Source organism: Methyloceanibacter caenitepidi, from assembly GCF_000828475.1.
Taxonomy (GTDB): Bacteria; Pseudomonadota; Alphaproteobacteria; order Rhizobiales; family Methyloligellaceae; genus Methyloceanibacter; species Methyloceanibacter caenitepidi.
Genome location: NZ_AP014648.1, coordinates 3,017,020 through 3,040,030, shown reverse-complemented (window position 1 = coordinate 3,040,030; position 23,011 = coordinate 3,017,020). Strand labels below are relative to the sequence as shown.

General features: G+C 64.5%; 19 protein-coding genes. 17 read left to right on the top strand and 2 right to left on the bottom strand.

What is annotated here, in order from left to right; genetic code table 11:
• The first annotated feature begins 138 nt into the window (after positions 1-138).
• The 16 genes from ruvC to GL4_RS14510 all read left to right on the top strand — a co-directional run bounded on the left by ruvC (position 139) and on the right by GL4_RS14510 (position 18,952).
• Positions 139-708 carry a crossover junction endodeoxyribonuclease RuvC gene (ruvC, locus tag GL4_RS14585; RefSeq protein WP_045368582.1) on the top strand — a complete coding sequence of 190 codons (570 nt, stop codon included), beginning with the start codon at positions 139-141 and terminating at the stop codon, positions 706-708.
• Positions 705-1,322, top strand: a complete 618-nt coding sequence (gene ruvA, locus GL4_RS14580; protein ID WP_045368579.1) for a Holliday junction branch migration protein RuvA — start codon at positions 705-707, stop codon at positions 1,320-1,322. The genes ruvC and ruvA overlap by 4 nt, the downstream gene beginning before the upstream one ends.
• Positions 1,319-2,368, top strand: a complete 1,050-nt coding sequence (gene ruvB / locus GL4_RS14575; RefSeq protein WP_045368578.1) for a Holliday junction branch migration DNA helicase RuvB — start codon at positions 1,319-1,321, stop codon at positions 2,366-2,368. The genes ruvA and ruvB overlap by 4 nt, the downstream gene beginning before the upstream one ends.
• Entirely contained in the window at positions 2,365-2,838 is a 474-nt protein-coding gene (locus tag GL4_RS14570) for a YbgC/FadM family acyl-CoA thioesterase (protein ID WP_045368576.1), read from the top strand. Before ruvB ends, GL4_RS14570 begins: the two co-directional genes overlap by 4 nt.
• An 85-nt stretch (positions 2,839-2,923) precedes the next feature.
• Entirely contained in the window at positions 2,924-3,715 is a 792-nt protein-coding gene (locus tag GL4_RS14565; RefSeq protein ID WP_244462629.1) for a MotA/TolQ/ExbB proton channel family protein, read from the top strand.
• Between the two features lie 891 nt (positions 3,716-4,606).
• Complete coding sequence (locus GL4_RS14560; RefSeq protein WP_052464627.1) at positions 4,607-5,167, top strand: OmpA family protein; 561 nt, start codon at positions 4,607-4,609, stop codon at positions 5,165-5,167.
• 61 nt (positions 5,168-5,228) lie between these two features.
• Positions 5,229-6,533, top strand: coding sequence for a tRNA lysidine(34) synthetase TilS (gene tilS, locus GL4_RS16960; RefSeq protein ID WP_052464625.1), 1,305 nt, complete (start codon positions 5,229-5,231; stop codon positions 6,531-6,533).
• Between the two features lie 222 nt (positions 6,534-6,755).
• Positions 6,756-8,684: an ATP-dependent zinc metalloprotease FtsH gene (gene ftsH / locus GL4_RS14550; protein WP_045368574.1), complete on the top strand. Its 1,929-nt coding sequence runs from the start codon at positions 6,756-6,758 to the stop codon at positions 8,682-8,684.
• 83 nt (positions 8,685-8,767) lie between these two features.
• Positions 8,768-9,835, top strand: coding sequence for a dihydropteroate synthase (folP, locus tag GL4_RS14545; RefSeq protein ID WP_045368573.1), 1,068 nt, complete (start codon positions 8,768-8,770; stop codon positions 9,833-9,835).
• A gap of 207 nt (positions 9,836-10,042) precedes the next feature.
• The gene (gene glmM / locus GL4_RS14540) at positions 10,043-11,392 is read left to right on the top strand and encodes a phosphoglucosamine mutase (RefSeq protein ID WP_045368571.1); all 1,350 of its coding nucleotides are present in this window, start codon (positions 10,043-10,045) and stop codon (positions 11,390-11,392) included.
• Between the two features lie 203 nt (positions 11,393-11,595).
• Positions 11,596-12,450 (top strand): outer membrane protein, encoded by an 855-nt coding sequence (locus tag GL4_RS14535; RefSeq protein WP_045368567.1) that lies wholly within the window; start codon positions 11,596-11,598, stop codon positions 12,448-12,450.
• Positions 12,451-12,645: 195 nt separating this feature from the next.
• Complete coding sequence (locus GL4_RS14530) at positions 12,646-13,821, top strand: phosphoserine transaminase (RefSeq protein WP_045368566.1); 1,176 nt, start codon at positions 12,646-12,648, stop codon at positions 13,819-13,821.
• Between the two features lie 124 nt (positions 13,822-13,945).
• Positions 13,946-15,244, top strand: coding sequence for an adenylosuccinate synthase (locus tag GL4_RS14525; RefSeq protein ID WP_045368564.1), 1,299 nt, complete (start codon positions 13,946-13,948; stop codon positions 15,242-15,244).
• 123 nt (positions 15,245-15,367) lie between these two features.
• Entirely contained in the window at positions 15,368-17,515 is a 2,148-nt protein-coding gene (locus GL4_RS14520; RefSeq protein WP_156137637.1) for an adenylate/guanylate cyclase domain-containing protein, read from the top strand.
• 133 nt (positions 17,516-17,648) lie between these two features.
• Positions 17,649-18,422, top strand: a complete 774-nt coding sequence (locus GL4_RS14515; RefSeq protein ID WP_045368560.1) for an SDR family NAD(P)-dependent oxidoreductase — start codon at positions 17,649-17,651, stop codon at positions 18,420-18,422.
• Positions 18,423-18,424: 2 nt separating this feature from the next.
• The gene (locus tag GL4_RS14510) at positions 18,425-18,952 is read left to right on the top strand and encodes a DinB family protein (protein ID WP_045368558.1); all 528 of its coding nucleotides are present in this window, start codon (positions 18,425-18,427) and stop codon (positions 18,950-18,952) included.
• Positions 18,953-18,968: 16 nt separating this feature from the next.
• Here GL4_RS14510 and GL4_RS14505 read toward each other — a convergent pair whose 3' ends face one another.
• Positions 18,969-19,955 (bottom strand): aldo/keto reductase, encoded by a 987-nt coding sequence (locus GL4_RS14505; protein WP_045368556.1) that lies wholly within the window; start codon positions 19,953-19,955, stop codon positions 18,969-18,971.
• 38 nt (positions 19,956-19,993) lie between these two features.
• A complete protein-coding gene (locus GL4_RS14500) occupies positions 19,994-21,355 on the bottom strand; it encodes an FAD-binding protein (protein WP_045368554.1) in 1,362 nt (453 codons plus the stop codon).
• Between the two features lie 297 nt (positions 21,356-21,652).
• Here GL4_RS14500 and GL4_RS14495 point away from each other — a divergent pair, with 297 nt between their 5' ends.
• Complete coding sequence (locus GL4_RS14495; RefSeq protein WP_052464621.1) at positions 21,653-22,984, top strand: flavin-containing monooxygenase; 1,332 nt, start codon at positions 21,653-21,655, stop codon at positions 22,982-22,984.
• The last annotated feature ends 27 nt before the right edge of the window (positions 22,985-23,011 follow it).

Below are 23,011 nucleotides of genomic sequence, written 5' to 3'. Positions count from 1 at the left end.
GGCGATAGGTCATGCGCACAAGGGAAGCTACCCATACCAGAGGGTCCAACGCCGTACCCCGCCGTCCGTTCCCGAATCGGGGGAATTTCGACTACGCGAGCCGCCTGCCAATGTCTCGCGCTGTGCTACGATTCGGGGATGAGGGGCGCGATTCGCATTATCGGCATCGATCCTGGGTTACGAAACACGGGGTGGGGTGTCATCGACACGGATGGGGTGAAGCTCGGCTTCATCGCCTGCGGGTCGGTGTCGTCCGACGCCGCCGAGAGTCTCGGCGTGCGGCTGCGGCAGATCTTCGATGGGCTGTCGGGCGTGCTGGCGGAGATGGCCCCGGTGGAAGCGGCCATCGAGCAGACCTTCGTGAACCGGGACGGGGCCGCGACCTTGAAGCTCGGCCAGGCGCGCGGCATCGCCATGCTGGTCCCGGCCATGGCTGGGCTCGCAATCGCCGAATACGCGCCCAACGCCGTCAAGAAGACCGTGATCGGCGCGGGCCACGGCGACAAGGACCAGATTCGGGCCATGGTGAAATACCTGCTGCCTAAGGCCGACCCCGGCAGCGCCGATGCGGCCGATGCACTCGCTATCGCCATCACCCACGCACATTCGCGGAGTTGGTCCAAGCTCGAAGCGGCCGTGGCGCGGGCGGACTTGCAGGTCAAAAACTTGCAGGCCAAACGCTCGCGGGCTCAGAGGACGACGCCATGATCGGCAAGCTGACGGGGCTCGTCGATTCGGTGTCTGTGTCGACCGCTATCATCGACGTGGGCGGCGTCGGATACGAGGTCACCATGGGCGCGCGTCAGCTCGGCGCCTTACCGCCCGTGGGCCAGCCCGTGTCGCTCGCCATCGACACCTATATGAGAGAGGACGGCGTGCGCCTTTATGGGTTTGCCTCCGAGCATGAGCGCGCCTGGTTCCGCGCGCTGCAGACCGTGCAGGGCGTGGGCGCCAAGGTGGCCCTGGCGGTACTTGGGTCGCTCACTGTGGCCGACCTCGCCAACGCGGTGGCGCTACAGGATAAGGCTCACGTGTCTCGGGCCCAAGGCGTGGGACCGAAAGTCGCCGCACGGATCGTCGCCGAATTGAAGGACAAGATGCCGGCGCTCGCCCCCGCCATCTCCGTGCCCGGCGGCGTGCCGTCTCCAGTAACGGAATTGCCCGAGGGGCTCGCCGCGCGCGATGCGGTGTCCGCGCTCACCAATCTCGGCTATGCCCATGGGGAGGCCGCGAGCGCCGTCAGCGCCGCCATCCGAATGGCCGGCAATGAGGCGGGCGCCGCCGAACTGATCCGGCTGGGGCTGAAGGAGCTGTCGCAATGACCGAGCGGGTCCTGGCCTCAGCAAAACGCGACGACGATCAGCCGGAAGCCGCGCTTCGGCCGCAGACGCTGTCCGAGTTCATCGGTCAGGCCAAGGTCCGCGCCAATCTCAAGGTCTTCATCGATGCAGCGCGCTCGCGAGGCGAGGCGCTGGATCATGTGCTGTTCGCAGGGCCGCCCGGCCTCGGCAAGACGACGCTGGCGCAGATCGTGGCGCGCGAGCTCGGGGTCAATTTCCGGGCAACCTCCGGCCCAGTGATAGCGAAGGCGGGCGATCTCGCCGCGCTCCTCACCAATCTGGAAGAGCGGGACGTGCTCTTCATCGACGAGATTCATCGCCTGAGCCCGGCGGTGGAGGAAATCCTCTATCCCGCCATGGAGGACTTTCAGCTCGATCTTATTATCGGCGAAGGACCGGCGGCACGGTCCGTGCGCATCGACCTCGCGCGCTTCACGCTTGTCGCCGCCACCACGCGCACCGGGCTTTTGACGACGCCCTTGCGCGAGCGCTTCGGCATTCCCATCCGGCTCATGTTCTACGAGGTGAGCGAGCTGCAGGAGATCGTGCGCCGGGGCGCCCGGCTCTTGGGACTGCCGCTGACGGAAGACGGCGCCATGGAGGTCGCGAAGCGATCGCGGGGCACGCCGCGCGTGGCGGCGCGTCTGTTGCGCCGGGTGCGCGATTTCGCAGCCGTGCAAGGCGACGGGGCCGTGGACGCGGCGCTGGCGGACAGCGCGCTGTCGCAGCTTGAAGTGGACGGTCGCGGGCTCGATGCGCTGGATCACCGCTACTTGCGCCTGATCGCCGTGAACTACGGCGGCGGTCCCGTCGGGATCGAGACCATCGCCGCAGGGCTGTCGGAGCCGCGCGACGCCATCGAGGAAATCATTGAGCCGTATCTGCTGCAGCAGGGCTTCATCGCGCGCACGCCGCGCGGCCGGGTGCTGACGGGGCAGGCCTTCCAGCATCTTGGCGTCGCCGCGCCGCCGCAGGCCGCACAAGGCATGCTCTTCACGAACGACGAAAACGGGGACGAAGACGGTTGAGCGGGGAACGGTCGACAGAGTGGCCCGATCTTGCCGGACGGATCGAGGGGGACCGCCACATTCTGCCCGTGCGCGTCTATTTCGAAGACACCGATTTCACCGGGCTCGTCTATCACGCCAACTTCCTGAAGTTCGCCGAGCGGGGCAGGTCCGACTTCATCCGCAATCTCGGCATCGATCACCGCAGCCTCGAGAACCCGGTTGAGGGCGATCCGGCCGTGTTCGTCGTGCGCCGTATCGAGGTGGATTATCTAAGACCCGCCCATATCGACGAGGTGCTCGAGGTGGTGACGCATTGCGCGGAGATCGGGGGCGCCACGCTGATCCTATCCCAGGAGGTGCGCCGCGACGATGTAGTGCTGGCGCGCCTCAAAGTGTCCGTGGTGCTGGTCTCCAAAGCCGGGAAGCCGCAACGGCTGGGGCGGCTAGTGCGCGATGCGCTTGAACGTTTCGTTAAGGTGCGCGATTGAACCTAAGGGCCGCCGCACCGGAACTTGGTAGGGGCTTGGGGGTTTTAACCGTCGGTTTTTACAACCATTTTGATGTCCCGCGAGAGTGGGACTTCTGGAATTCGAGTCTTGCGAGAGTTTTGATCTCGGGGCCGTGCTTGAGAGGATTGCGATGAATCCCGATGCCGCGCTCGCCGTTAGCGATCCATCGATGATCGGCCCGACTGTGCTGGGGCTGATCCTCGATGCGCCGCTAGGCGTGCAACTGGCCATCGCCGCGCTTCTGATCGCCTTGGTCTGGGGCCTCACCGTAATCGTTAGGAAGCTGATTCAGTTCGCGCGGGCGCGTAAAGAGGCGGACAAATTCGAGAAGGTGTTCTGGTCGGGCCAGGCGCTGGACGAACTCTATCAGGCACTGGCGCAGCGCCGGAACGGCGGCATGGCCTCGCTGTTCGTGGCGGCAATGCGCGAATGGAAGCGCTCCACGGAAACAGAGAACGGCCAGCCGGCGGCTCGCCCCATGACCGGCGTCCAGGACCGCATCGAGGCGGTGACCAACGTCACCCTGTCGCGGGACGTGGAAGGCCTGGGGCGCGGGTTGACAGTGCTGCCCGCCATTGCCGCTGCTGCGCCTCTTGTCGGCCTGTTTGGCCTCGCCTGGGGCCTGATGTCGGCCTTCCAGGGGGCAGCGGGCAGCGATCTCGCCAGCCTGGCCTCAGTGTCCCCAGGGGTTGCCCAGGGCCTTCTGGCGGCGGCACTGGGCTGGCTCGTGGCGATTCCGGCCAAGATCTTTGCCTTGAAGTTCGACGTGGAGCGGGCCCGCTATACGGCGCGCCTGCGAGGCTTCGCCGACGAGTTCTCCGCCATCCTATCGCGGCAGATCGACAGGGCCATCTAGGACGATTTTGCTGCGCTGCGGCATGGGCGGCTCCGGCCGCTCTTGCCCCGCGGCACGTGCTCCTCCGTCTGGATTCCAGCAGCCAAATCAGGTGATACGGGCCGCGGGTCATCCCATCCGTTGGGCCCACTCCCATGTGATGCGATTCGGCCACGGCGAGCGCGCATTTCAACGGCCGCTTTTTTTGCGTTTTTGCTTTGTTTTTCGGCGTTTGGGGCCCACTTGTGTCGGCTGTGCAACACATGGTTACCTTTCCTTAACGCCAACCACCCAACGTGGTTAACCGCGCCTTGATCCGCGTATCAGCGGGGGATAGCTTGCCCTTGACGAACGACAAGATTCGGCGTGGCATTTTCGCATCATGGGCTGGCAAATCCGTATGGAGACCTCAGTCCGATCTTGATCTGAATGCGCTGCACCGGTACACGCAAAGACGGCACTTGCCGTATTAACCAAAGGAGAGAAGACCATGCAGGGTTTGAAGGGCGTTATCGCCGCTGTCATGCTCGTTGCTGCTGCCGTTTCGCTCGGCGGTTGCTTCGGCCACCACGAGAAGGCCGTTGTTGTTGAGCCGCTGAAGCTCGGCTAACACCGGTATGGCAGATCCTGAGCGCCGTCGGCGCTCGGATTTGCGGAAACTCTCGGGTTTCACTACGGGATTTGGGATGTCCAGCGCGCTAGAGATTTCGGCGCCTTGGGCATCCTTTTCCTTTTTGGGGCCCAGTTTTGGCTTCTGCGATTTCAGCCCCGGTCATGACGGGGCTTTCCGAGTGCGGCGCCATTTCGTGCCCGCTGCGGTTTTGCTTTCCCCCTCCTTAAACGGCTAACACCACTTTAACAGCTTGGCCCCTAGGCTCCTCCCAAAACCAAGTGTGTTGGGAGTACCCGGTTATGCGTCTGTGCGGTGGCTTCGGCCGCGCCGGCGCCCTTGTGGGCGCGTTTTTCCTGTCTTCGTGTCTATCCGCTTGTCTCGGTCCAACGACCCCGCCGCAGGAGTACTCGCTCGGCGCCGCCGGCGCGGGCGATGCCGGAGGGCTCGTCGCCGAGGCATCGGCCAAGGTCGATACCGCTGCGCGTCCTGCCGGGTCCGCGGAATTCGCAGCCTCCGCCGGCGATGTGGTCTATTTCGACGGCGACAGTTCCGAACTGTCCCCGGCCGCGAAAGCGACCCTTAGCCGCCAGGTCCGCTGGCTGCGGGCCAACCCCGATTATCGTATTCTCGTGGAGGGGCATGCGGACGAATGGGGAGATTCCCAGCACAATCTGATGCTCGGCGCCGAGCGGGCCGTGGCCGTAAAGACGTATCTGGAGAATAACGGCGTCCACGCCGCGGCGATCCCGACCGTCTCCTATGGCCGGGAGCGCCTGGTCGCCAACTGCGACGCTCTCTCATGCCGGGCGCGTAACCGCCGGGCGCGGACGGTCGTCACCCTGCCGCCGACCTTGCGCTGACACCTCCTGCGCGACTGCCTGGACTTGCCGGATGGGGCGCCTTGCGCCAATGCTGGGCCCTATGACAGCCACTCCGCTCACCGAGGCCGAGACCGACCGGTTCCTGGCGCCGTTGGCGCGCTATGGGCGCACTGCGCTCGCCGTCTCTGGGGGGCCGGACAGCGTTGCCCTGCTACACCTCTGTGTGGACTTCGCCCTCCGGCACGGGCTGGCCGCGCCCGTGGCCCTGACCGTGGACCACGACCTTCGGCCGGGCTCCCGGGCCGAGGCCGAGAGGGTGGCCGAGATCGCGGAAAGGCTGGGGGCACCGCACGCCATCCTGACCTGGCGGCATGGGCCCATCGACGCGCGCCTCCAGGCACGCGCCCGGGCGGCGCGCTACGACCTCATGGCGGCCTACTGCACGGCCCGCGACATCCCGGTGCTCGTGACCGCCCATCATCTCGACGATCAAGCGGAGACGTTCCTGATGCGGCTCAAGCGGGGCAGCGGTCTCGATGGGCTTGCGGCGATCCCGAAGGAGGGGGAGTGGGCCGGCCTGACGCTCCTGAGGCCGCTGCTGGAAGCCTCCAAGGCGCAGCTTGTCGCGACCGCCGAGGCGGCCGGATTGCCCCTCAGCAACGATCCGAGCAACGAAGATGCCCGGTTCGAGCGCGTTCGCCTGCGGGAGGCTATGGCGGCGCTGGCGCAGATCGGCCTCGAGCCGGAGGCGATCGCTCTGTCGGCGCGGCGTCTGCGCCGGGCGCGCTCGGCACTCGAGGCGGCGGCCGGGTCCTTCCTCGACGCACACTGCGAGCGGAGCCCCGCCGGCTATGCGTCGGTCTCCCTCTCCGCACTGTTGGAAGCGCCCGAGGAGGTGGGCCTGCGGGCGCTTGACCGGCTCGTTGCCGCGGTCGGAGGTTCGAGCGAGCCCTTGCGGCTCGCCAAGCTCGAAGCGCTCGTCGACGGGCTGCGCGCGGAGCCGGACAAGGCGCAGACCTTGGGGCGCTGCCGGATCGTTCCAGCCCGCGGGCGGGTTGCTGTGTTCCGCGAGGTTCGCAAAGCAGGCCTGCCGCGCGGCGCGCTTCGGCCCGGCGAGCGCCTCCTCTGGGACAACCGATTCCGCCTTGAGCTCGGTGCGGGCGAGCCGGAAGCCGTAACCGTCGAGGCGCTGGGCGAGGGCGGGATCGAGGCGCTCCTGAAAGACGAGGAGGGGGCGCTCTGCCTGCCTCGCCTGGCGGTCTGTACGCTCCCGGTTTGCCGCCTTGGAGATGGGCGGCTGCTGTTGCCTGATTTCGGTCAAGGCGGCGCTCCGCTGCCCGCGCCATTGTCGCGCCATGAAGCAGGGTTTGACTGCCGGGCGACATTCCTTTGGAGGACGCCTTAGGCTCCGGCGCGCTTGCCGGGGTGTGCGGCGGTCCCCGCTGGCTAAATTTCAGGCGTTTCCCGCTGGAATCGTTCAGAAAGCGTCCATGACTTGCCGTTAGCTTTACTTGGCAAAAGTGCTGCCCGTTCCTATGTTAATCGGGCTTAACTATGCCGTCCCGTGCGGGGGCCGGATAACCCCTCATCCCCGTGTGCCGCGACATTCAATCCATCAGGTCACTGTATGAACTCGAACTTCCGTAACTTCATCGTCTGGGTCTTCATCGGCCTGTTGCTGGTCGCCCTGTTCAACTTGTTCCAAAGCGACAGCGTCCAGGTCCGCGGCAACGAAATCAGCTTTTCTCAGCTTCTTTCAGAAGTCGAAGGCGGTCGCGTTCAAGATGTGACCATCGCCGGGAACAAGATCACCGGACATTTCTCCGACGGCCGCACCTTCCAGACCTACGCGCCAGACGATCCGAGCCTTGTTCAAACGCTGCACGGGAAGGGCGTGAAGATCACGGCCAAGCCGTCCGAAGAGGACGTGCCCTCGTTGTTCGGTGTGCTGATCTCCTGGTTCCCGATGCTGCTGCTCATCGCCGTGTGGATCTTCTTCATGCGCCAGATGCAGTCCGGCGGCGGCCGCGCCATGGGCTTCGGCAAGTCCAAGGCCAAACTGCTCACTGAGCGCCATGGCCGCGTGACCTTCGACGATGTCGCCGGCGTCAACGAGGCGAAGGAAGATTTGCAGGAGATCGTGGAATTCCTGCGCGACCCGCAGAAGTTCCAGAAGCTCGGCGGGCGCATCCCGCACGGTGCGCTGCTGGTCGGCCCTCCGGGCACCGGTAAGACGCTTCTGGCGCGCGCGATCGCCGGCGAGGCCAACGTGCCGTTCTTCACGATCTCGGGCTCCGACTTCGTCGAGATGTTCGTCGGTGTGGGCGCGAGCCGCGTCCGCGACATGTTCGATCAGGCGAAGAAGAACGCGCCGTGCATTATCTTCATCGACGAAATCGACGCGGTCGGCCGTCACCGTGGCGCCGGTCTCGGCGGCGGTAACGACGAGCGCGAGCAGACTCTGAACCAGTTGCTGGTCGAGATGGACGGCTTCGAGGCGAACGAGGGCATCATCCTTGTCGCCGCGACCAACCGTCCCGATGTGCTCGATCCCGCGTTGTTGCGTCCGGGCCGCTTCGACCGTCAGGTCGTCGTGCCGCGTCCCGACATCATCGGCCGCGAGAAAATCCTCAAGGTTCATGTGCGCAAGGTGCCGTTGGCGCCGGACGTGGACCTGCGCGTCATCGCGCGCGGTACGCCGGGCTTCTCGGGCGCCGATCTTGCGAACCTCGTCAACGAGGCCGCGCTACTGGCCGCGCGCCGGTCCAAGCGCCTCGTCACGCAGCACGAGTTCGAGGATGCCAAGGACAAGGTCATGATGGGCGCTGAACGCCGCTCCATGGCCATGACCGAGGAAGAGAAGACGTTGACGGCTTATCACGAGGGCGGTCATGCGCTCGTGGCGCTGCATCAGCCTGCGTCCGATCCGGTGCACAAGGCGACGATCATTCCGCGCGGCCGCGCGCTGGGCATGGTGATGCGTCTGCCGGAGCGCGACCTGCTCTCGCACACGCGCGCCAAGCTCAAGGCGGACGTCGCGGTGGCCATGGGCGGCCGCGTCGCCGAGGAGGTCGTGTTCGGCTACGACAAGGTCACCTCGGGCGCGTCCTCCGACATCAAGATGGCGACCCAGCTTGCCCGGGCCATGGTCACGCAATTCGGCATGTCCGATAAGCTCGGACCTTTGGCCTATGGCGACAACGAGGAGGAAGTCTTCCTCGGTCACTCCATCGCCCGGCAGCAGCATTTGTCCGACGAGACCCAATCCATGGTCGATGAGGAAATTCACCGCATCGTGGACGAGGGCTTCGAGACGGCCCGGAAAGTCATCTCCGAGAACCTGGACGATCTGCACACGATCGCCCGTGGCCTTCTGGAGTACGAGACGCTCTCCGGTCAGGAGATCAAGGATCTGCTGAACGGCAAGCCGCCGGTCCGGGACTTCCCCGCCGACGACACCGAGAAGGGCGGGCCGCAGTCTGCCGTGCCAGTCGCGGGTCGGAGCAAGAAGCCGCCGGCACCGGATGCGGGCGGCATGGAGCCCCAGCCGACCTAGGCCGCTCTACGCGCTCACAGGCAATTTTTTTCAGTCATGCCCGGCCCCAAGCCGGGCATGATGCTTTGTGCTAAGGCTCACCTATGTCAGACAGAAAGATCTATCTCCGGCCGCTCGGTTTTCTCTATGGACCGCAGGCCTATGCCGCCATTGAGGACGGGCTTGCGCTGCCTCTTGCCGGTAGTGCCATCGCCTTCACAAGTGTCGAGCTGATCGAGGGCGAGCCCAAGAAGTCCAAGGCCTTTATGTTCTCCGTGCCCATGCTGAGCGAGGCTGGCGATCCTGACCTACGTGCGCGGCTCGACCAGGTGATGCAACCGCGCCCGCCTTTCGCGGGTCTGGACCTGTCACGCCCGGCCCTCATGGGTATCGTGAACGTGACGCCGGACTCCTTCTCCGACGGCGGCCTCTACGACGAGACCGAGGGCGCGGTGACCCATGCGGCGCAGCTGAAGAAGGACGGGGCGGCTATCGTCGACATTGGCGGGGAGTCCACGCGGCCGGGCTCCGACACTGTCGCCGTGGACGAAGAGCTCGACCGTGTCATTCCCGTACTAAAGGGCCTGAAAGGCAACGGCGCGATCATCTCCATCGACACGCGCAAGGCCGATGTCGCCCGCGCGGCAGCCAAGGCGGGCGCCAAGATCTTCAACGACGTTTCGGCCTTCACCTACGATCCAGACTCGTTGCAGGCGGCCGCGGAGATGGGCATGGACGTGGTGCTGATGCATGCGCAAGGCGAGCCCAAGACGATGCAGGACAACCCCAGCTACGACGACGTGGTACTGGAGGTGTTCGACTATCTCGAGGCCCGCATCCAGACTTGCGTCGCCGCCGGCATCCCGAAAGCGCGCATCGCCGCCGATCCCGGTCTCGGCTTCGGCAAGACGCTCGAGCACAATCTCGCGCTCTTTGCCAATACCAGTCTCTTCCACGGATTGGGCGTGCCGCTTCTGATCGGGGCGTCGCGCAAGCAGTTCATTCGCGGGTTCGGTCAGGGAGCCGAACCAAAGTCGCGAGAGCCGGGAAGCCACGCCGCCGCTATCGCCACGGCCTCGCAGGGGGCGCAACTCTTCCGGGTGCACGACGTGGCGGGGACCAGCCAGGCCCTCGGCGTCTGGCGGGCTGCAATGTTTGGCGCTGAAAACTAAGGGAAAACCGCCATTTTGGGTCCTTCGGAATGTAACTTTTGCTTACATTTTTTGAACCCATTTTGGCCATTCGCGAGCGCATAATCCGTCCTCTCGCACGAGGGTACCGCCGAGACACGTCTCGCGTCGGGCGAGTGGTATATTCCAAAGAATGAGCTGGGCGGCGGGGAGCGCATGCCAGGCGGCAAGGATGGGGGAATAACCGGGATGGCCAGAAACTACTTTGGCACGGACGGTATCCGTGGCAGCGCCAATGCGCATCCGATGACGTCGGAAGTCGCGCTCAAGGTCGGCATGGCCGCTGGCAAGCTGTTCACCAACGGCTCCTATCGCCACCGTGTGGTGATCGGCAAGGACACGCGCCTTTCGGGCTACATGATCGAGTCCGCGCTCGTGTCCGGTTTCACCGCGGCCGGGATGGACGTATTTCAGCTCGGGCCGATGCCGACGCCTGCCGTGGCGATGCTGACGCGCTCGCTGCGCGCCGATCTCGGCGTGATGATCTCGGCCTCCCACAATCCCTACCTCGACAACGGCATCAAGCTATTCGGGCCGGAAGGCTATAAGCTCTCCGATGAGCAAGAGGGCGAGATCGAGGCTTTGATCGAGGGCGATTCGATGAGCCTGCTCGCATCGGCCGAACGGATCGGCCGTGCGACGCGTATCGAGAGCGCCCGCGAACGCTATATCGAATTCGCCAAGCGCACCTTGCCGCGCAATCTGCGCTTCGATGGAATCCGGGCTGTCATCGACTGCGCGAACGGCGCGGCCTACAAGGTCGCGCCAGAGGCGCTATGGGAGCTTGGAACCGAGGTCATCAAGATCGGCGTCGAACCGAACGGTCTCAACATCAACAAGGATTGCGGTTCGACATCGCCGCAAAACCTGATCCGCAAGGTTCAGGAGGTTCGCGCCGATATCGGCATCGCGTTGGACGGCGATGCGGACCGCGTCGTGATCGTTGACGAGAAAGGCCGCATCATCGATGGCGATCAGCTCATGGCGGTGATCGGCGAATTCTGGCTCCGGCGCGGACGGCTCGCCGGCGGTGGCATCGTCGCCACGGTCATGTCCAACCTGGGTCTCGAGCGTTACCTGGAAGACCTCGGTCTCGGCATGGCCCGCACGCCCGTGGGCGACCGCTACGTGACCGAACACATGCGCCAGCACGGCTACAACGTGGGCGGCGAACAGTCCGGACACATCGTATTGTCCGACTTCTCGACGACGGGCGACGGCCTGGTCACGGCGCTCCAGATCCTGGCCGTGGTGGTCCAGAGCGGCCGCCCGGTGAGTGAGGTCTGCAAGCGCTTCGAGCCGCTTCCCCAGGTTCTCGAGAACGTGCGCTACAAGAACAGCCAGCCGCTCGACAATGTCGGCGTGCAGCGCGCGATCAACGACGGGAAGACGAGGCTCGGCAACGCCGGCCGTCTCGTCATTCGTCCGTCTGGTACGGAGCCCGTGATTCGTGTGATGGCCGAAGGCGATGACGAGGGACTCGTCAAAACGGTGGTCTCCGACATCGTCCATGCCCTCTCGGACGCCGCCGCCGCTTGAGAACCCTCCGTGTCCTGAAATACCTCGGAAAACCGGCATTTTTGGCCGCACACGCGCGCGGGTGCGCTCAGGTTGTGCCGGTTTGAGCCGCCCATTAGGGGTCCATTAACCAAACCCCTCGATAGTCCCCACACGAGACAGCCAATGCGAATCGGCCCGACTGGCCGAGCTTCGCCAGGGCTGCAGTCGAAAGGGGTAATCAGATGGGACAGACACGTTCACTACTTCTCGCCAGTGCATTGGCCATGACGCCGATCACGGCGACGCATGCGGCCGATCTCGGCCTTCCGCCGCCGCCGCCCGTTATCGAGGCGCCGTGCGTCGGTTGCACGGGACCGATCTATTTGAGGGGCTTCATCGGCGCCGCCAATCCCGTTGTGGATGGCATCAGCTCCGAACTCTTCCAGTTCAACGACTTCACGGTCGTCCATGAAGACATCAAGAGCTCGCCGCTGTTCGGCCTCGGTGTCGGCTACCAGTTCAACAACTGGCTCCGCTTCGACATGACGGCAGAGTATCGCGGCAAATCACTCTTCATCGCCCAGGACAAATATCCGGGCGGCAACGGCACCTTCAGCCGGGCCAGCAATGACGCCGACGGTACGTTCCTGCCCGGCACCAATGAATACACAGCCGACATCGAGAGCTGGGTCGGTCTGTGGAATGCCTACGCGGATCTCGGAACCTATTGGTGCTTCACGCCCTATGTCGGTGCCGGTATCGGTATCGCCTCGGTTTCCGTGCTTGGCCTCAAGGACGTCAACGTCCCGAACGGCGGCGTTGCCTACGGTGCCGACAACACGGAGACGAATTTCGCTTGGGCCGTCTATGGCGGTATCGCCTATGACGTGAACGAGTCCGTGACGCTCGACCTGTCCTATCGCTACACCGATCTCGGAGAAGCGAAGAGCGGGACCGTGACGGCGTACGACGGCACCAGCTCCTATGCTGGCGTGGATCTCGGCAGTGTGACCTCGCATGACCTCATGTTGGGCATGCGCTGGAAACTGGGCCACGCACCGGTTGTTCCCGCCCCGATGCCGGTCGCGTTCAAGTAGCCCATCGTCCAGCCGACTGACAGCCTGACCGCCCGTCGCTTGCGACGGGCGGTTTTCTTTCGGCCGTCTGCTCTGGCGGGGTGCGCGACCGAAAGGTCAGCTTGACGGGCCGAATGGCGGCGCGATAAGTGCACGGCATTCCGCCAAGCAGCGCGAACAGGGGCCGCTTGGTGATGACCCTGTTGGAGCCTTCCCGTGACATCGTCGAACAAGCCTACCCGTCGTCCCGAAAATCCGCGCTTCTCATCCGGCCCGTGCACCAAGCATAAGGGCTGGTCTCTCGATGCGCTCAGCGGGGCGTTGCTGGGGCGCAATCACCGGCAGAAAGACACGCAGGGGCGGATCGCGCAGGCGCTCGATCGCACGCGCGCGCTGTTGAAATTGCCGGACGATTATAGAATCGCGCTGGTGCCGGCGTCCGATACGGGCGCGGTCGAGATGGCGCTCTGGAATCTGCTCGGTCCCCGTGGGGTCGATGTGTTGGCTTGGGAAGCGTTCAGCGCGGACTGGGTGACGGACATCGTCGACGAACTCAAGCTGAGCGATGTGCGCGTTCTCACGGCCCCCTACGGCGAGCTTCCCGATCTCGCCCAAGTCGACTTCGCGCGCGACGTCGTATTCGCCTGGAACGGCACCACCTCGGGTGTGCGGGTGCCGAACGCTGAGTGGATATCAGGAACGCGCGAAGGCCTGACGATTTGCGATGGCACGTCCGCCGTCTTCGCGCAGGACATGGATTGGCGAAAGCTCGATGTCACCACGTATTCCTGGCAGAAGGTGCTCGGCGGCGAAGCGCAGCACGGCATGCTGATCCTCTCGCCGCGCGCGGTCGAGCGGCTGGAAACCTACACGCCGCCATGGCCGATGCCGAAACTCTTCCGTATGACCAAGGACGGCAAGCTGATGGAGTCCGTCTTCGAGGGCTCCACCATCAATACGCCGTCCATGTTGTGCATCGAAGATTATTTGGCGGCCCTTGCGTTTGCTGAGCGCGTCGGCGGCCTCGAGGGCACCATCGCGCGCGCAGACGCCAACGCGGCAACCATATCGAAGTGGGTCGCTGCGACCCCATGGGTGGACTTTCTCGCCGTCGATCCCGAGACACGCTCCAACACATCGATTTGCCTGACGTTAGTCGATCCGGCCGTGACAGCGCTCCCGGCGGACGAGCAGGCCGGGTTCGCCAAGCGTATGGTCAAGCGGCTCGAGAAAGAGGGCGTCGCCTTCGATATCGCCTCTTACCGCACGGCACCGCCGGGCATTCGGATCTGGACCGGGTCCACGGTGGAGCGGTCTGATGTCGAAGCCTTGCTGCCCTGGCTCGACTGGGCCTTCGCGTGCGAGAAGGAGGCGCTGGGCGAGCTGGCCTAAGGTTCGTTCCAAGGCTCGCATCCCAAGGCTCGCATCGGCCCGCGAGCCGGGCTATAACGGCATACGGCCCTGCGCTCTCGCGGGGCCGTTTCTGTGTTTCATCCAGGATTTAGGGGATTTCATCGTGGCCAACGTCGTGGTCGTCGGCTCCCAATGGGGCGACGAGGGCAAGGGCAAGATCGTGGACTGGCTGTCCGAGCGCGCCGATGTCGTGGTGCGCTTTCAAGGCGGACACAACGCCGGTCATACGCTGGTGGTCGACGGAAAGACCTACAAGCTTTCCCTGCTTCCCTCTGGCGTGGTGCGCCAGAACAAGCTCTCGGTGATCGGCAACGGCGTCGTGGTCGATCCCTGGGCCTTGGCCGAGGAAATCGCGCGCGTCGAGGAACTCGGGGTGACCATCTCCCGCGACAATCTTCGCGTCGCCGAGAACGCCACACTGATCCTGCCGCTGCACCGGGAACTGGACGCGCTGCGCGAGGCTGCCGCGGGCGCCGGGAAGATCGGCACGACGAAGCGCGGCATCGGTCCCGCCTACGAGGACAAGGTGGGACGCCGGGCGATCCGGGTCATGGACTTGGCGGACCTGTCGGTGTTGAAGCCGAAGGTGGAACGCATCCTCGCCCATCACAACCCGCTACGGCGCGGCCTCGGAGAGCCGGAGATCTCGGCGGACGAGCTCTGCAACCAAATCACCCAGGTTGCCGACAAGATCCTTCCCTACATGGATTCGGTTTGGGCGCTGCTCGACAAGGCCAAGACCGACCGCAAGCGAATCCTGTTCGAGGGCGCGCAAGGGGCGCTGCTCGATATCGATCACGGCACGTATCCCTTCGTGACCTCGTCCAACACGGTGGCGGCGCAAGCGGCGACCGGTTCGGGCATCGGGCCGAGCGCGATCAGCTTCGTGCTTGGCATCACCAAGGCCTACACGACGCGCGTGGGCGAGGGACCTTTTCCGACCGAGCTGTTTGACGACACGGGCAAGCTGATCGGCGAGCGCGGTGCGGAGTTCGGCACAGTGACGGGCCGGGCACGCCGTTGCGGCTGGTTCGATGCGTGCCTCGTGCGGCAGACCTGTAAGGTCGCCGGGATCACGGGGATCGCGCTCACCAAGCTCGATGTCTTGGATGACATTCCGGGCGGCAAGCTCAAGATTTGCGTCGGCTACAAGCTCGACGGCGCCGAGATCGACTACCTGCCGGCGGCGCAAGGGGCGCAGGCGCGTGTCGAACCTATCTACGAAGAAATGGACGGCTGGACCGAGTCGACGCAGGGTGCGCGGTCTTGGGCGGAACTGCCGGCGCAATGCATCAAATATGTCCGCAGGCTCGAGGAGCTGACCGGCGTGCCCGTGGCGCTTCTGTCCACGAGCCCGGAGCGCGACGACACGATCCTCGTGCGCGATCCGTTCGCCGGGTAGGAGAGCGGCCAAGCCGAGACACGCAACTGCTCCGTGTTGCGTCCTAAGGAGCGGGCGCGGTACGAAATCGAGGTCTTAATCGCAATTGCCGGGACGGCGGTGTCAGTGCAAGGTCCTCAAATCGTGCGCATTAGCTTTCGGGCCACACTTCTCACACTGATGCTGGCCGTGCTGCTGACGGCCGTAGCGCTGCTCGGGACGGCGGCGTATCTGTATGCGCGCTTCGCTGTGCAGGATCTCGGTGCACAGGTTCTCACTCAGGCGTCCGAGCGGGTTGAACAGCACGTGCAGCATGCGCTGGACGTAGCCGAGGACGAGGCGGACACCGTCGGCAGGCTCATCACCGAAGGCTGGATTGATCCGGACGACGAGAAGCGGCTCAGCACCTATTTCGCGGCGGCGCTGGAGGCGCGTCCGAGCCTGTCCTACATGTCCTTCGGCATGCCGAGCGGGAAGTACTACCACGCCTTCCGAGACAAGAACGGCGATCTCAGCGTGCTGTGGCTGACGCCGAAGGATGACGGAAGCCGATATCTCCGGGAGTTCACGGTGGTGCCCGGAGAGACGTGGTCGAAGCTGCGGGACATTCCCAATTCTAAGCGGACGCCTCCTTATGAGCGGCCTTATTACCTGGCAGCGTATAAGGCCGAACAGCCGATCTGGACGGAGTCGTATGTGTTCCTCGGCTCGGGCGAAGCGCTCGACGTTCCGGGGGTCAGCCGGGCCGTGCCGGCCGTGGGGCCCGACGGGGAGTTTGTCGGCGTCCTGACGGCCGATTTCGACCTTTACGCGCTGAGCCGGTTCCTGCGCGACATAAAGCTGGGCTCGGCCGGCATTTCCTTTCTATTGGAGGTCACGAACGACGGCGCGCGACGCGTCATCGCCCATCCGGCCGCGGCAGATCCTAACGAAGCGAAGCGGATCGATCTGACGCAACCGGCGCCGGACGGCGGCGGCCGTGTCACGATCCGCGCCGAGGACATTGCGGACCCGCGCGTCGCCAACTTCCTCAAGCCGCTCGGCGCCGATCTGACCGGCGTTCCCGCGTCGTTGCAGGACATCACGTTCGAAGCAGATGGCCGCACCTATCTCGGCAGCTATCGGCATCTTGGCCGCGAAGGCGGACCCAACTGGATCATCGGCATGGCGCTGCCCGAAGACGAGATCTTCGGCGACGTTCAACGCATGGCCCAACTCATGGTCTATCTCGGCCTCGGGGGCGTGCTGGTCGCAGCGGCACTGTCCGTCCTTCTATCGAAGCGGATCGCCGGCTATCTCCGCGCCATCGCGGACGAGACCCGCAGGATCGGACAGTTCCGCCTCGATCCCAAACCGCCCGTACAGAGCCGCATTCGCGAAATCAGCACGCTTGCGACGGCTGTCGAGGAAATGAAGACGGGCCTCAGGTCGTTTCAAAAATACGTGCCGGCCGATTTGGTCCGTCTACTGCTGGAGTCCGGCGAAGAGGCGAAGCTCGGTGGCGCCCGCACCGAGATCACAGTCTATTTCTCCGACCTCGAGGGCTTCACCTCGATGTCGGAGACTCTGCCGCCCGACACGCTCGTGGAAATTCTCGCACGCTATCTCGACGAGATGACGGGGCAGATTCTTCATCATGGCGGAACGGTCGACAAATTCATCGGCGACGGCATCATGGCCCTTTGGGGCGCGCCGCGTTCCCACGGCCGCGACGCGCTGGGCGCTTGCCGTGCGGCCCTCGCCAATCGTGGAAAGCTGGAAAGTCTTTGCGAAGTTTGGGCGAAGGAGGGGTTTCCCCCGCTGCGCACCCGTACGGGCATTCACACCGGCTCGGCGATGGTCGGCAATTTCGGCAGTCCGGACCGGCTCGACTACACGGCCATCGGCGATACGGTCAATGTCGCGAGCCGGCTCGAAGGCCTGAACCAGATCTACGGGACGGACATTCTCATCAGCGACGTGACCCGGCGCGCGGTGGACGATGTCATCGTCACCCGGCCGATCGACAAGGTCGCGGTCAAGGGGCGTCAGGAGGGGATTGTGATCTACGCCCTGATCGGCGAGCGCGCCGCCTTGTCGGAAGACGAGATCGCACTGGCGCAGGCCTGTACCGAGGCCATGGACCTGTATTTCAGCCGGGAGTGGGAAGCCGCCGCGGCCGCTTTTGCCGCTATCCTGAAGCAGAAGCCGGAGGACGAGCCGGCGAGGATCATGCGCGCCCGCTGCGAAGCTTTCGCCAAGTCGCCACCGCCCGCCGACTGGGACGGACTTTCTCAGACAGGGAAGCAGTAGGGCAAGACCGCGTGCCGCGGCGGAAAACCCGGCTTTGGCATGATACCTCCTTGGGCATGATGCCGCCTTGCGCACGATGCGGCCGGGCAGTATCGATCCCGGGGCGCGCCACACTTAGCCAAACGGGGACCCTATGGCCGACAAGACCTATCCTTGGAAAACCGCCTGGATCACGGGCGCATCGGGCGCGATTTGCGGAGAGATCGCGCGGCGCCTGGCCGATGCGGGCGTGAAAGTCGCGGCGACCGCACGGCCGAGCGAGAAGCTCGATGCGCTTGCGGCGTCCAGCGCCAACATCACGGCCTTTCCCGCGGACGTCCTGGACGTCGAAGCGCTCAAGGCCTGCGCGGCCAAGGTCGAGGCCGAGCTGGGGCCGATCGATTTGGCGCTGCTGGGCGCTGGAATGTACGTGCCGTTCGACATCCGCAATATCGACGCGGAGGGCTTCCGCCAGACGATGGCGCTCAACGTGGACGGCGTGCTGAACGGCGTCGCGGCCGTGCTGCCAGCCATGCTGGAGCGAGGCGAGGGCCATCTCGCCATCATGGGCTCGCTGTTCGGCTATGCCGGCTGGCCGGGCAATGGCGGCTACGGGGCGAGCAAGGCGGCGGTCATCAATCTCGCGGAGAGCCTGAAGCTGGAGCTGCGGGGCACAGGCGTCGATCTGACGCTCGTCAATCCGGGCTTCGTCGATACGCCACTCAATGCCTCCTACGACCCGAAGAAGAAGCTGTTCGTGATGTCGAAGGAGCGCTGCGCGCGGAAGATCCTGGAGAAGCTGCCGAAGCGGCCTTACGAGATCGCCTTTCCGCCCCAGGTGGCGCTCTTCCTCAAGACGGTGCGCAACCTGCCGCGCGCGGCGTCTTTCCCGCTCGTGCGCTGGTTCATCAAGGCGACGGGGGCGTAGCGATGCGCCAGACATTCGTGATGTTCGCTGGCTACAACGCGTGGGCCAACGAGCGACTCTACGATGCGGCTTCGCGCCTATCCGATGCGGATTACCGCGCCGATCAGGGTGCTTTCTTCAAGTCGATGCACGGCACGCTCAACCACATTTTGGTGGCGGACCGCATATGGATGCACCGTTTCACGGGCGAGGGCGCGCTGCCGCCGTCGCTCGATGCGATCCTGTATGAGGAGTTCGAGCCGTTGCGCAAAGCGCGGCGTGTGGAGGATGAGCGCATCGCCGCCTATGTGGGCGGTCTGACTGACGCTGACGCCGCGAGCGACGTCCACTACGGCACGATCGTTCAGCCCGCCAGGGTCGTGCAGCCGCTCAGTTCCGCTTTGTCGCACGTGTTCAATCATCAGACCCATCACCGCGGCCAGGCGCATTGCCTGCTGACCAAGCTCACGGGCGAGGCGCCTTCGCTCGACCTGATCCTCTATCAGCGTCAGACCGGGATCGGCCTCGACCGAACCGCTACATCAGGCTGAGCATTCTCCGCCCGACCTAGGCGACTTTCGTGCGCGGCGGCGCCATGAACTCGGGGCCGACGGGGTCTGTGACCGTCTTGGCGAGAATCGCGTCGATCTCCGCCATGGTCTCGGCGTCGACATGCCAGCCCATGATCTCGGGCACGGCGTCGAGCTGGGCGGGCCGCCGGGCGCCCCAAAGCGCGACCGTATCGCCCTGATCCAGAATCCAACGCACGGCGAGCGCCAGAACGGACTTGCCGAACTTGTCACGCGCCAGCGTGTCGAGCTCGGCAACGGCGGCGAGGTATTGCCCGCGCCGGCTCTGCTTGAATTTCGGGTCCATCTTGCGCAGGTCGTCGCCCTCGAACGTGGTGTCTTCGGTCATCTTCCCGCTCAGCAGCCCGCGGCAGAGCGCACCGTAAGTCAGCGCCACGATGCCGTGGGTCTTGGCGTAGGGCAGCACCGCATCCTCAGCGCCGCGCTCGAAGAGATTGTAGGGCGGCTGGACTGTCGCAATCGGCGCCCTGGTCCGAAAGCGCTCCATTTGCGCGACATCGAAATTGCTGACGCCGATGGCGCGAATTTTTCCCTCGCGCCGGAATTCGTCGAGCGTTTCGGCCGTGACCTCGAACGCCGTCGCGTCGTCGGGCCAGTGGATTTGGTAGATATCGATGACGTCGGTTCGGAGCCGCCGCAGCGAATCCTCGAGCTCCTGACGCAGACGTTCCGGTGTTGAATTGCGGCGCGGGCGCCCGCTGCTCCAGTCGAGTCCTACCTTGGTGGCGATCAGGACATCGTCCCGCCGTCCCTCGAGCGCACGCCCGACGATCTCCTCGGAGTGGCCGAAGCCGTAGACCGGCGCCGTGTCCACGAGGTTGATGCCGAGATCGAGGGCGCGGTGGATCGTGGCGATGGCATTGTCATCGTCGGGGCCGCCCCACATCCAGCCGCCGATCGCCCAGGTGCCGAGCGCGATGCGCGATGCGGCAAAGGGAAGTCCCGGAATGCTGATCTGCTCCATTGGTGCAGGCCTCGTGGTCGTGGCGTTTTGTTCGGCCGCTAAGATAGAAGATCGCGGAAGTGCTGGTCGAGGAACCGCTCTTTGGGATCGCGCTCGGCCCGCGCGGCGGCGAATTTCTGCAGACGCGCCCCAAAGGAGTGGCGCACCATCTCACGGGTGAGGAACGGCGTCTGATTGAAGAGCGGCGTCCCGCCATGCTCGCTGCAGAAATCGTTATAGGCGTGGAGAAACTCTTCCCACTCCCGCCCTCCGGTCGAGGCGGGATCGATGCTCATGCCCGGGCCTTCCCAGGTGTAGGAGAACAAGGCCTCGCAGTCCCGGCTGATCACGTAGCCGACGGACGGCAGGTTGCAGCGGAAGCCTGTGCCCTTCTCGTAGGCGATGCAGAAGTCGCAATACCGCTCGAGGATGTCGAAGAAGTCGGTCTCGCGGAACGACCACATGCTGAACAGGTAAAACACCTTCGGCTTGCGGGGGTAGGTGATGATCTGCGCATGCGGCCAGCTGTGATTGTAGCGCATGAGCCGCACCATCAACTGCCGCTGCAGAAAGAAGAAGGCATCGTGCGCGGAGGCCCGCCACTTCTTGTTCTTGATGTTGGTGTCGATCCAGGTCGCGACTGCGGGAGCCCACTGCTTCCAGAACTTGTTGCGGTACTGCCAGCGGAGCCGCGAGGTGGGCTTCTTGTCGGGGTGCTGCTTGCGCAACTCGACCACGACCCGTCGCGCGTAGGGGTAGATGTAGTACATGACCGCGTGGCCGCGCGCCTTGTAGACGGGCAGAAACTTGCGGAACTCGTCGATGCTGAGTCCGTAGTGCCGCACCTCGAGCGCTTGCGTGGGACGCACCTTGATGGTGACCTCGAAGATGAGGCCGAACATGCCGTAGCTCGTCCGGAAGAGCTGCATCTCCTGAGGATCGTTCGCCTCCGTGATCTCCTTGATTTCGCCGTCGGCGTTCACGTAGCGAATTCCCACGACGTAGGAGCTGACCTGCCCATATTCGCCCGGGAAGGAGCTGTCCTTTGTGGCGGCGCAGGCGAAGGCGGCGAGGGTCGTGTTTCCGATTTCCGTGGTGATGTAGGGCTGGAGGCCGCGCGCCTTGAGGGCCTTGGCGAGGTCGCCGTGGGTCACGCCGGCCTCGACGGTCACCGTGTCGTCCGTGAAGTGGAGGATGCGGTTCATGGCCGTCATGTCGACCATGGTGCCGCCCTCGTCGTCGCCGTTCATGCGCGCGGTGGAGTGCATGGAGCCGGCGGGGCGAACGGGGGAGGGAAAGCGCACCGGGTCGGTGACGATCTCGATGAGATCCTCGACGCTTTCGGGCCTGGCCTTCACGCGGGGGTGGTAGGTCCAAGTGCCGTCCCAGTTCTTGATAGTGACGTCCTGCTCACTGTCCATGAAAATCCCTCAACTCGCGGTGCTGGGTATTGCGGCCGGTGACCATACGGGTAACTTCCATCGAATTCAGGCACAAGCGAAATGCCCCTTTTCCCTTAGAGAGCTTCCCCGGAGAGGCTGCGACTTGAGCCAAATCAATGAGCCAGAACCAAATTCCTATGGGTTGATGCGCAGGGTCTGGAGTGCTTTGGTCTGCCGTAATATGGAGCTAGTCTCGGGTGCTTTTGCCGCACCTACGCTCTTGGAGGTGACGTGAGGCGATACTGCATTATTGGCGCCGGTGCTTGCGGGTTACCCGTGGTCAAGCGGTTCGCGGAGAGCGGCATCGCCTTCGACTGTTTCGAGGCGGAGAGCGACGTCGGGGGCATTTGGAACCTCGACAGTCCCCATGCGGTGTACGGCTCGACCCACCTCAATTCCTCCAAGAAGCTGACCCGCTATCTCGACTTCGACTTCGCCGAGGACTGGCCGGTCTATGCGAGCGCGGCGCAGGCGCAGGCATATTTTCGAGCTTATGCGGAAGAGTTCGGTCTCTACGACCACATCACGTTCAACACCCGGGTCGACCATATCGAACGCGACGACGAGGGATGGCTGGTCACGCTTGCCGGAGAAGCCGAGCCTCGCCGCTACGACGGCGTGGTCATGGCGACGGGCCATCATTGGCACCCGTCCGTACCGGCATATCCCGGCACGTTCGAAGGCGAGATGCTGCATTCCCACGACGTGAAATCGAAGGCGCAGCTCAAGGACAAGCGGGTCCTGGTGGTGGGCGCCGGCAATTCTGCCGTCGATATCCTGGACGATGCCGTGCATGGCGGGAAGGCGGCGATCCATTCCATGCGCCGCACTTACTATTTCTTCCCGAAGCTTCTATTCGGGAAGCCGACCGATACGGTGATCGACAGGATCAGCCGTGCGCCGATCCCGCGCAAGATCATGTACAAGGTCTACAAGCTCGGGATGCTTGTCCTGATCGGGTCCCATGAGCGTTACGGTCTGCCGAAGCCCGACCACGATCTCTTCGAGGCCCACCCCACTGCCTCCAACACCTATCTGGACCATCTCGTTCACGGGCGCGTGGTCGCCAAGCCGGGCGTCGACCGTCTGGAAGGCCGCCGTGTCTATTTCACCGACGAGACGTCGGAGGAAGTCGACATGGTCATCTGGGCAACGGGCTTCAAAGTCCATTTCCCGTTCATGGACGACTCTTACGTGCTGGACGAGCACGGCTGGTCGAAGTTGTTCATCCACACCTTCCACCGCGACTGGGACGACTTTTTCGCGGTTGGCCTGTTTGATCCGGCCGAGGGTGGGGTGTGGCAGGTCGCGGACCACCAGGCGCGTCTGATCGCCGCCTTCATCAGGGCCCAGGAGAACGATCCTGAGCGCGCCGCTTGGTTCCGGGATTTGAAGAGACAGGGCGCCCCCGATATCGGCCACGGCATCAAACGCCAGGACACGCCGTGGCACCGGTTTGAGATTCATCACCTGCGCTTCCGCCGCTACATGAAGCGCCTACTGAAGAAGTTCGGCGGCAACGCGCTGCCGGCAGGCGAGATGCGCACGATGGGTGAGAGCACGCCGCCGTCACCGGCCAAGGACGAGTCGCTGAAGCTGGCGTCCTAGCGGGCACGCGCGCCGGAGCCGCAGTCC

Bases quoted from the DNA above. Each gene is read 5' to 3' on its own strand.
- ruvC (WP_045368582.1), top strand. From the start codon at position 139: ATGAGGGGCGCGATTCGCATTATCGGCATCGATCCTGGGTTACGAAAC.
- ruvA (WP_045368579.1), top strand. From the start codon at position 705: ATGATCGGCAAGCTGACGGGGCTCGTCGATTCGGTGTCTGTGTCGACC.
- ruvB (WP_045368578.1), top strand. From the start codon at position 1,319: ATGACCGAGCGGGTCCTGGCCTCAGCAAAACGCGACGACGATCAGCCG.
- GL4_RS14560 (WP_052464627.1), top strand. From the start codon at position 4,607: ATGCGTCTGTGCGGTGGCTTCGGCCGCGCCGGCGCCCTTGTGGGCGCG.
- tilS (WP_052464625.1), top strand. From the start codon at position 5,229: ATGACAGCCACTCCGCTCACCGAGGCCGAGACCGACCGGTTCCTGGCG.
- ftsH (WP_045368574.1), top strand. From the start codon at position 6,756: ATGAACTCGAACTTCCGTAACTTCATCGTCTGGGTCTTCATCGGCCTG.
- folP (WP_045368573.1), top strand. From the start codon at position 8,768: ATGTCAGACAGAAAGATCTATCTCCGGCCGCTCGGTTTTCTCTATGGA.
- glmM (WP_045368571.1), top strand. From the start codon at position 10,043: ATGGCCAGAAACTACTTTGGCACGGACGGTATCCGTGGCAGCGCCAAT.
- GL4_RS14535 (WP_045368567.1), top strand. From the start codon at position 11,596: ATGGGACAGACACGTTCACTACTTCTCGCCAGTGCATTGGCCATGACG.
- GL4_RS14515 (WP_045368560.1), top strand. From the start codon at position 17,649: ATGGCCGACAAGACCTATCCTTGGAAAACCGCCTGGATCACGGGCGCA.
- GL4_RS14510 (WP_045368558.1), top strand. From the start codon at position 18,425: ATGCGCCAGACATTCGTGATGTTCGCTGGCTACAACGCGTGGGCCAAC.
- GL4_RS14505 (WP_045368556.1), bottom strand. From the start codon at position 19,955: ATGGAGCAGATCAGCATTCCGGGACTTCCCTTTGCCGCATCGCGCATC.
- GL4_RS14500 (WP_045368554.1), bottom strand. From the start codon at position 21,355: ATGGACAGTGAGCAGGACGTCACTATCAAGAACTGGGACGGCACTTGG.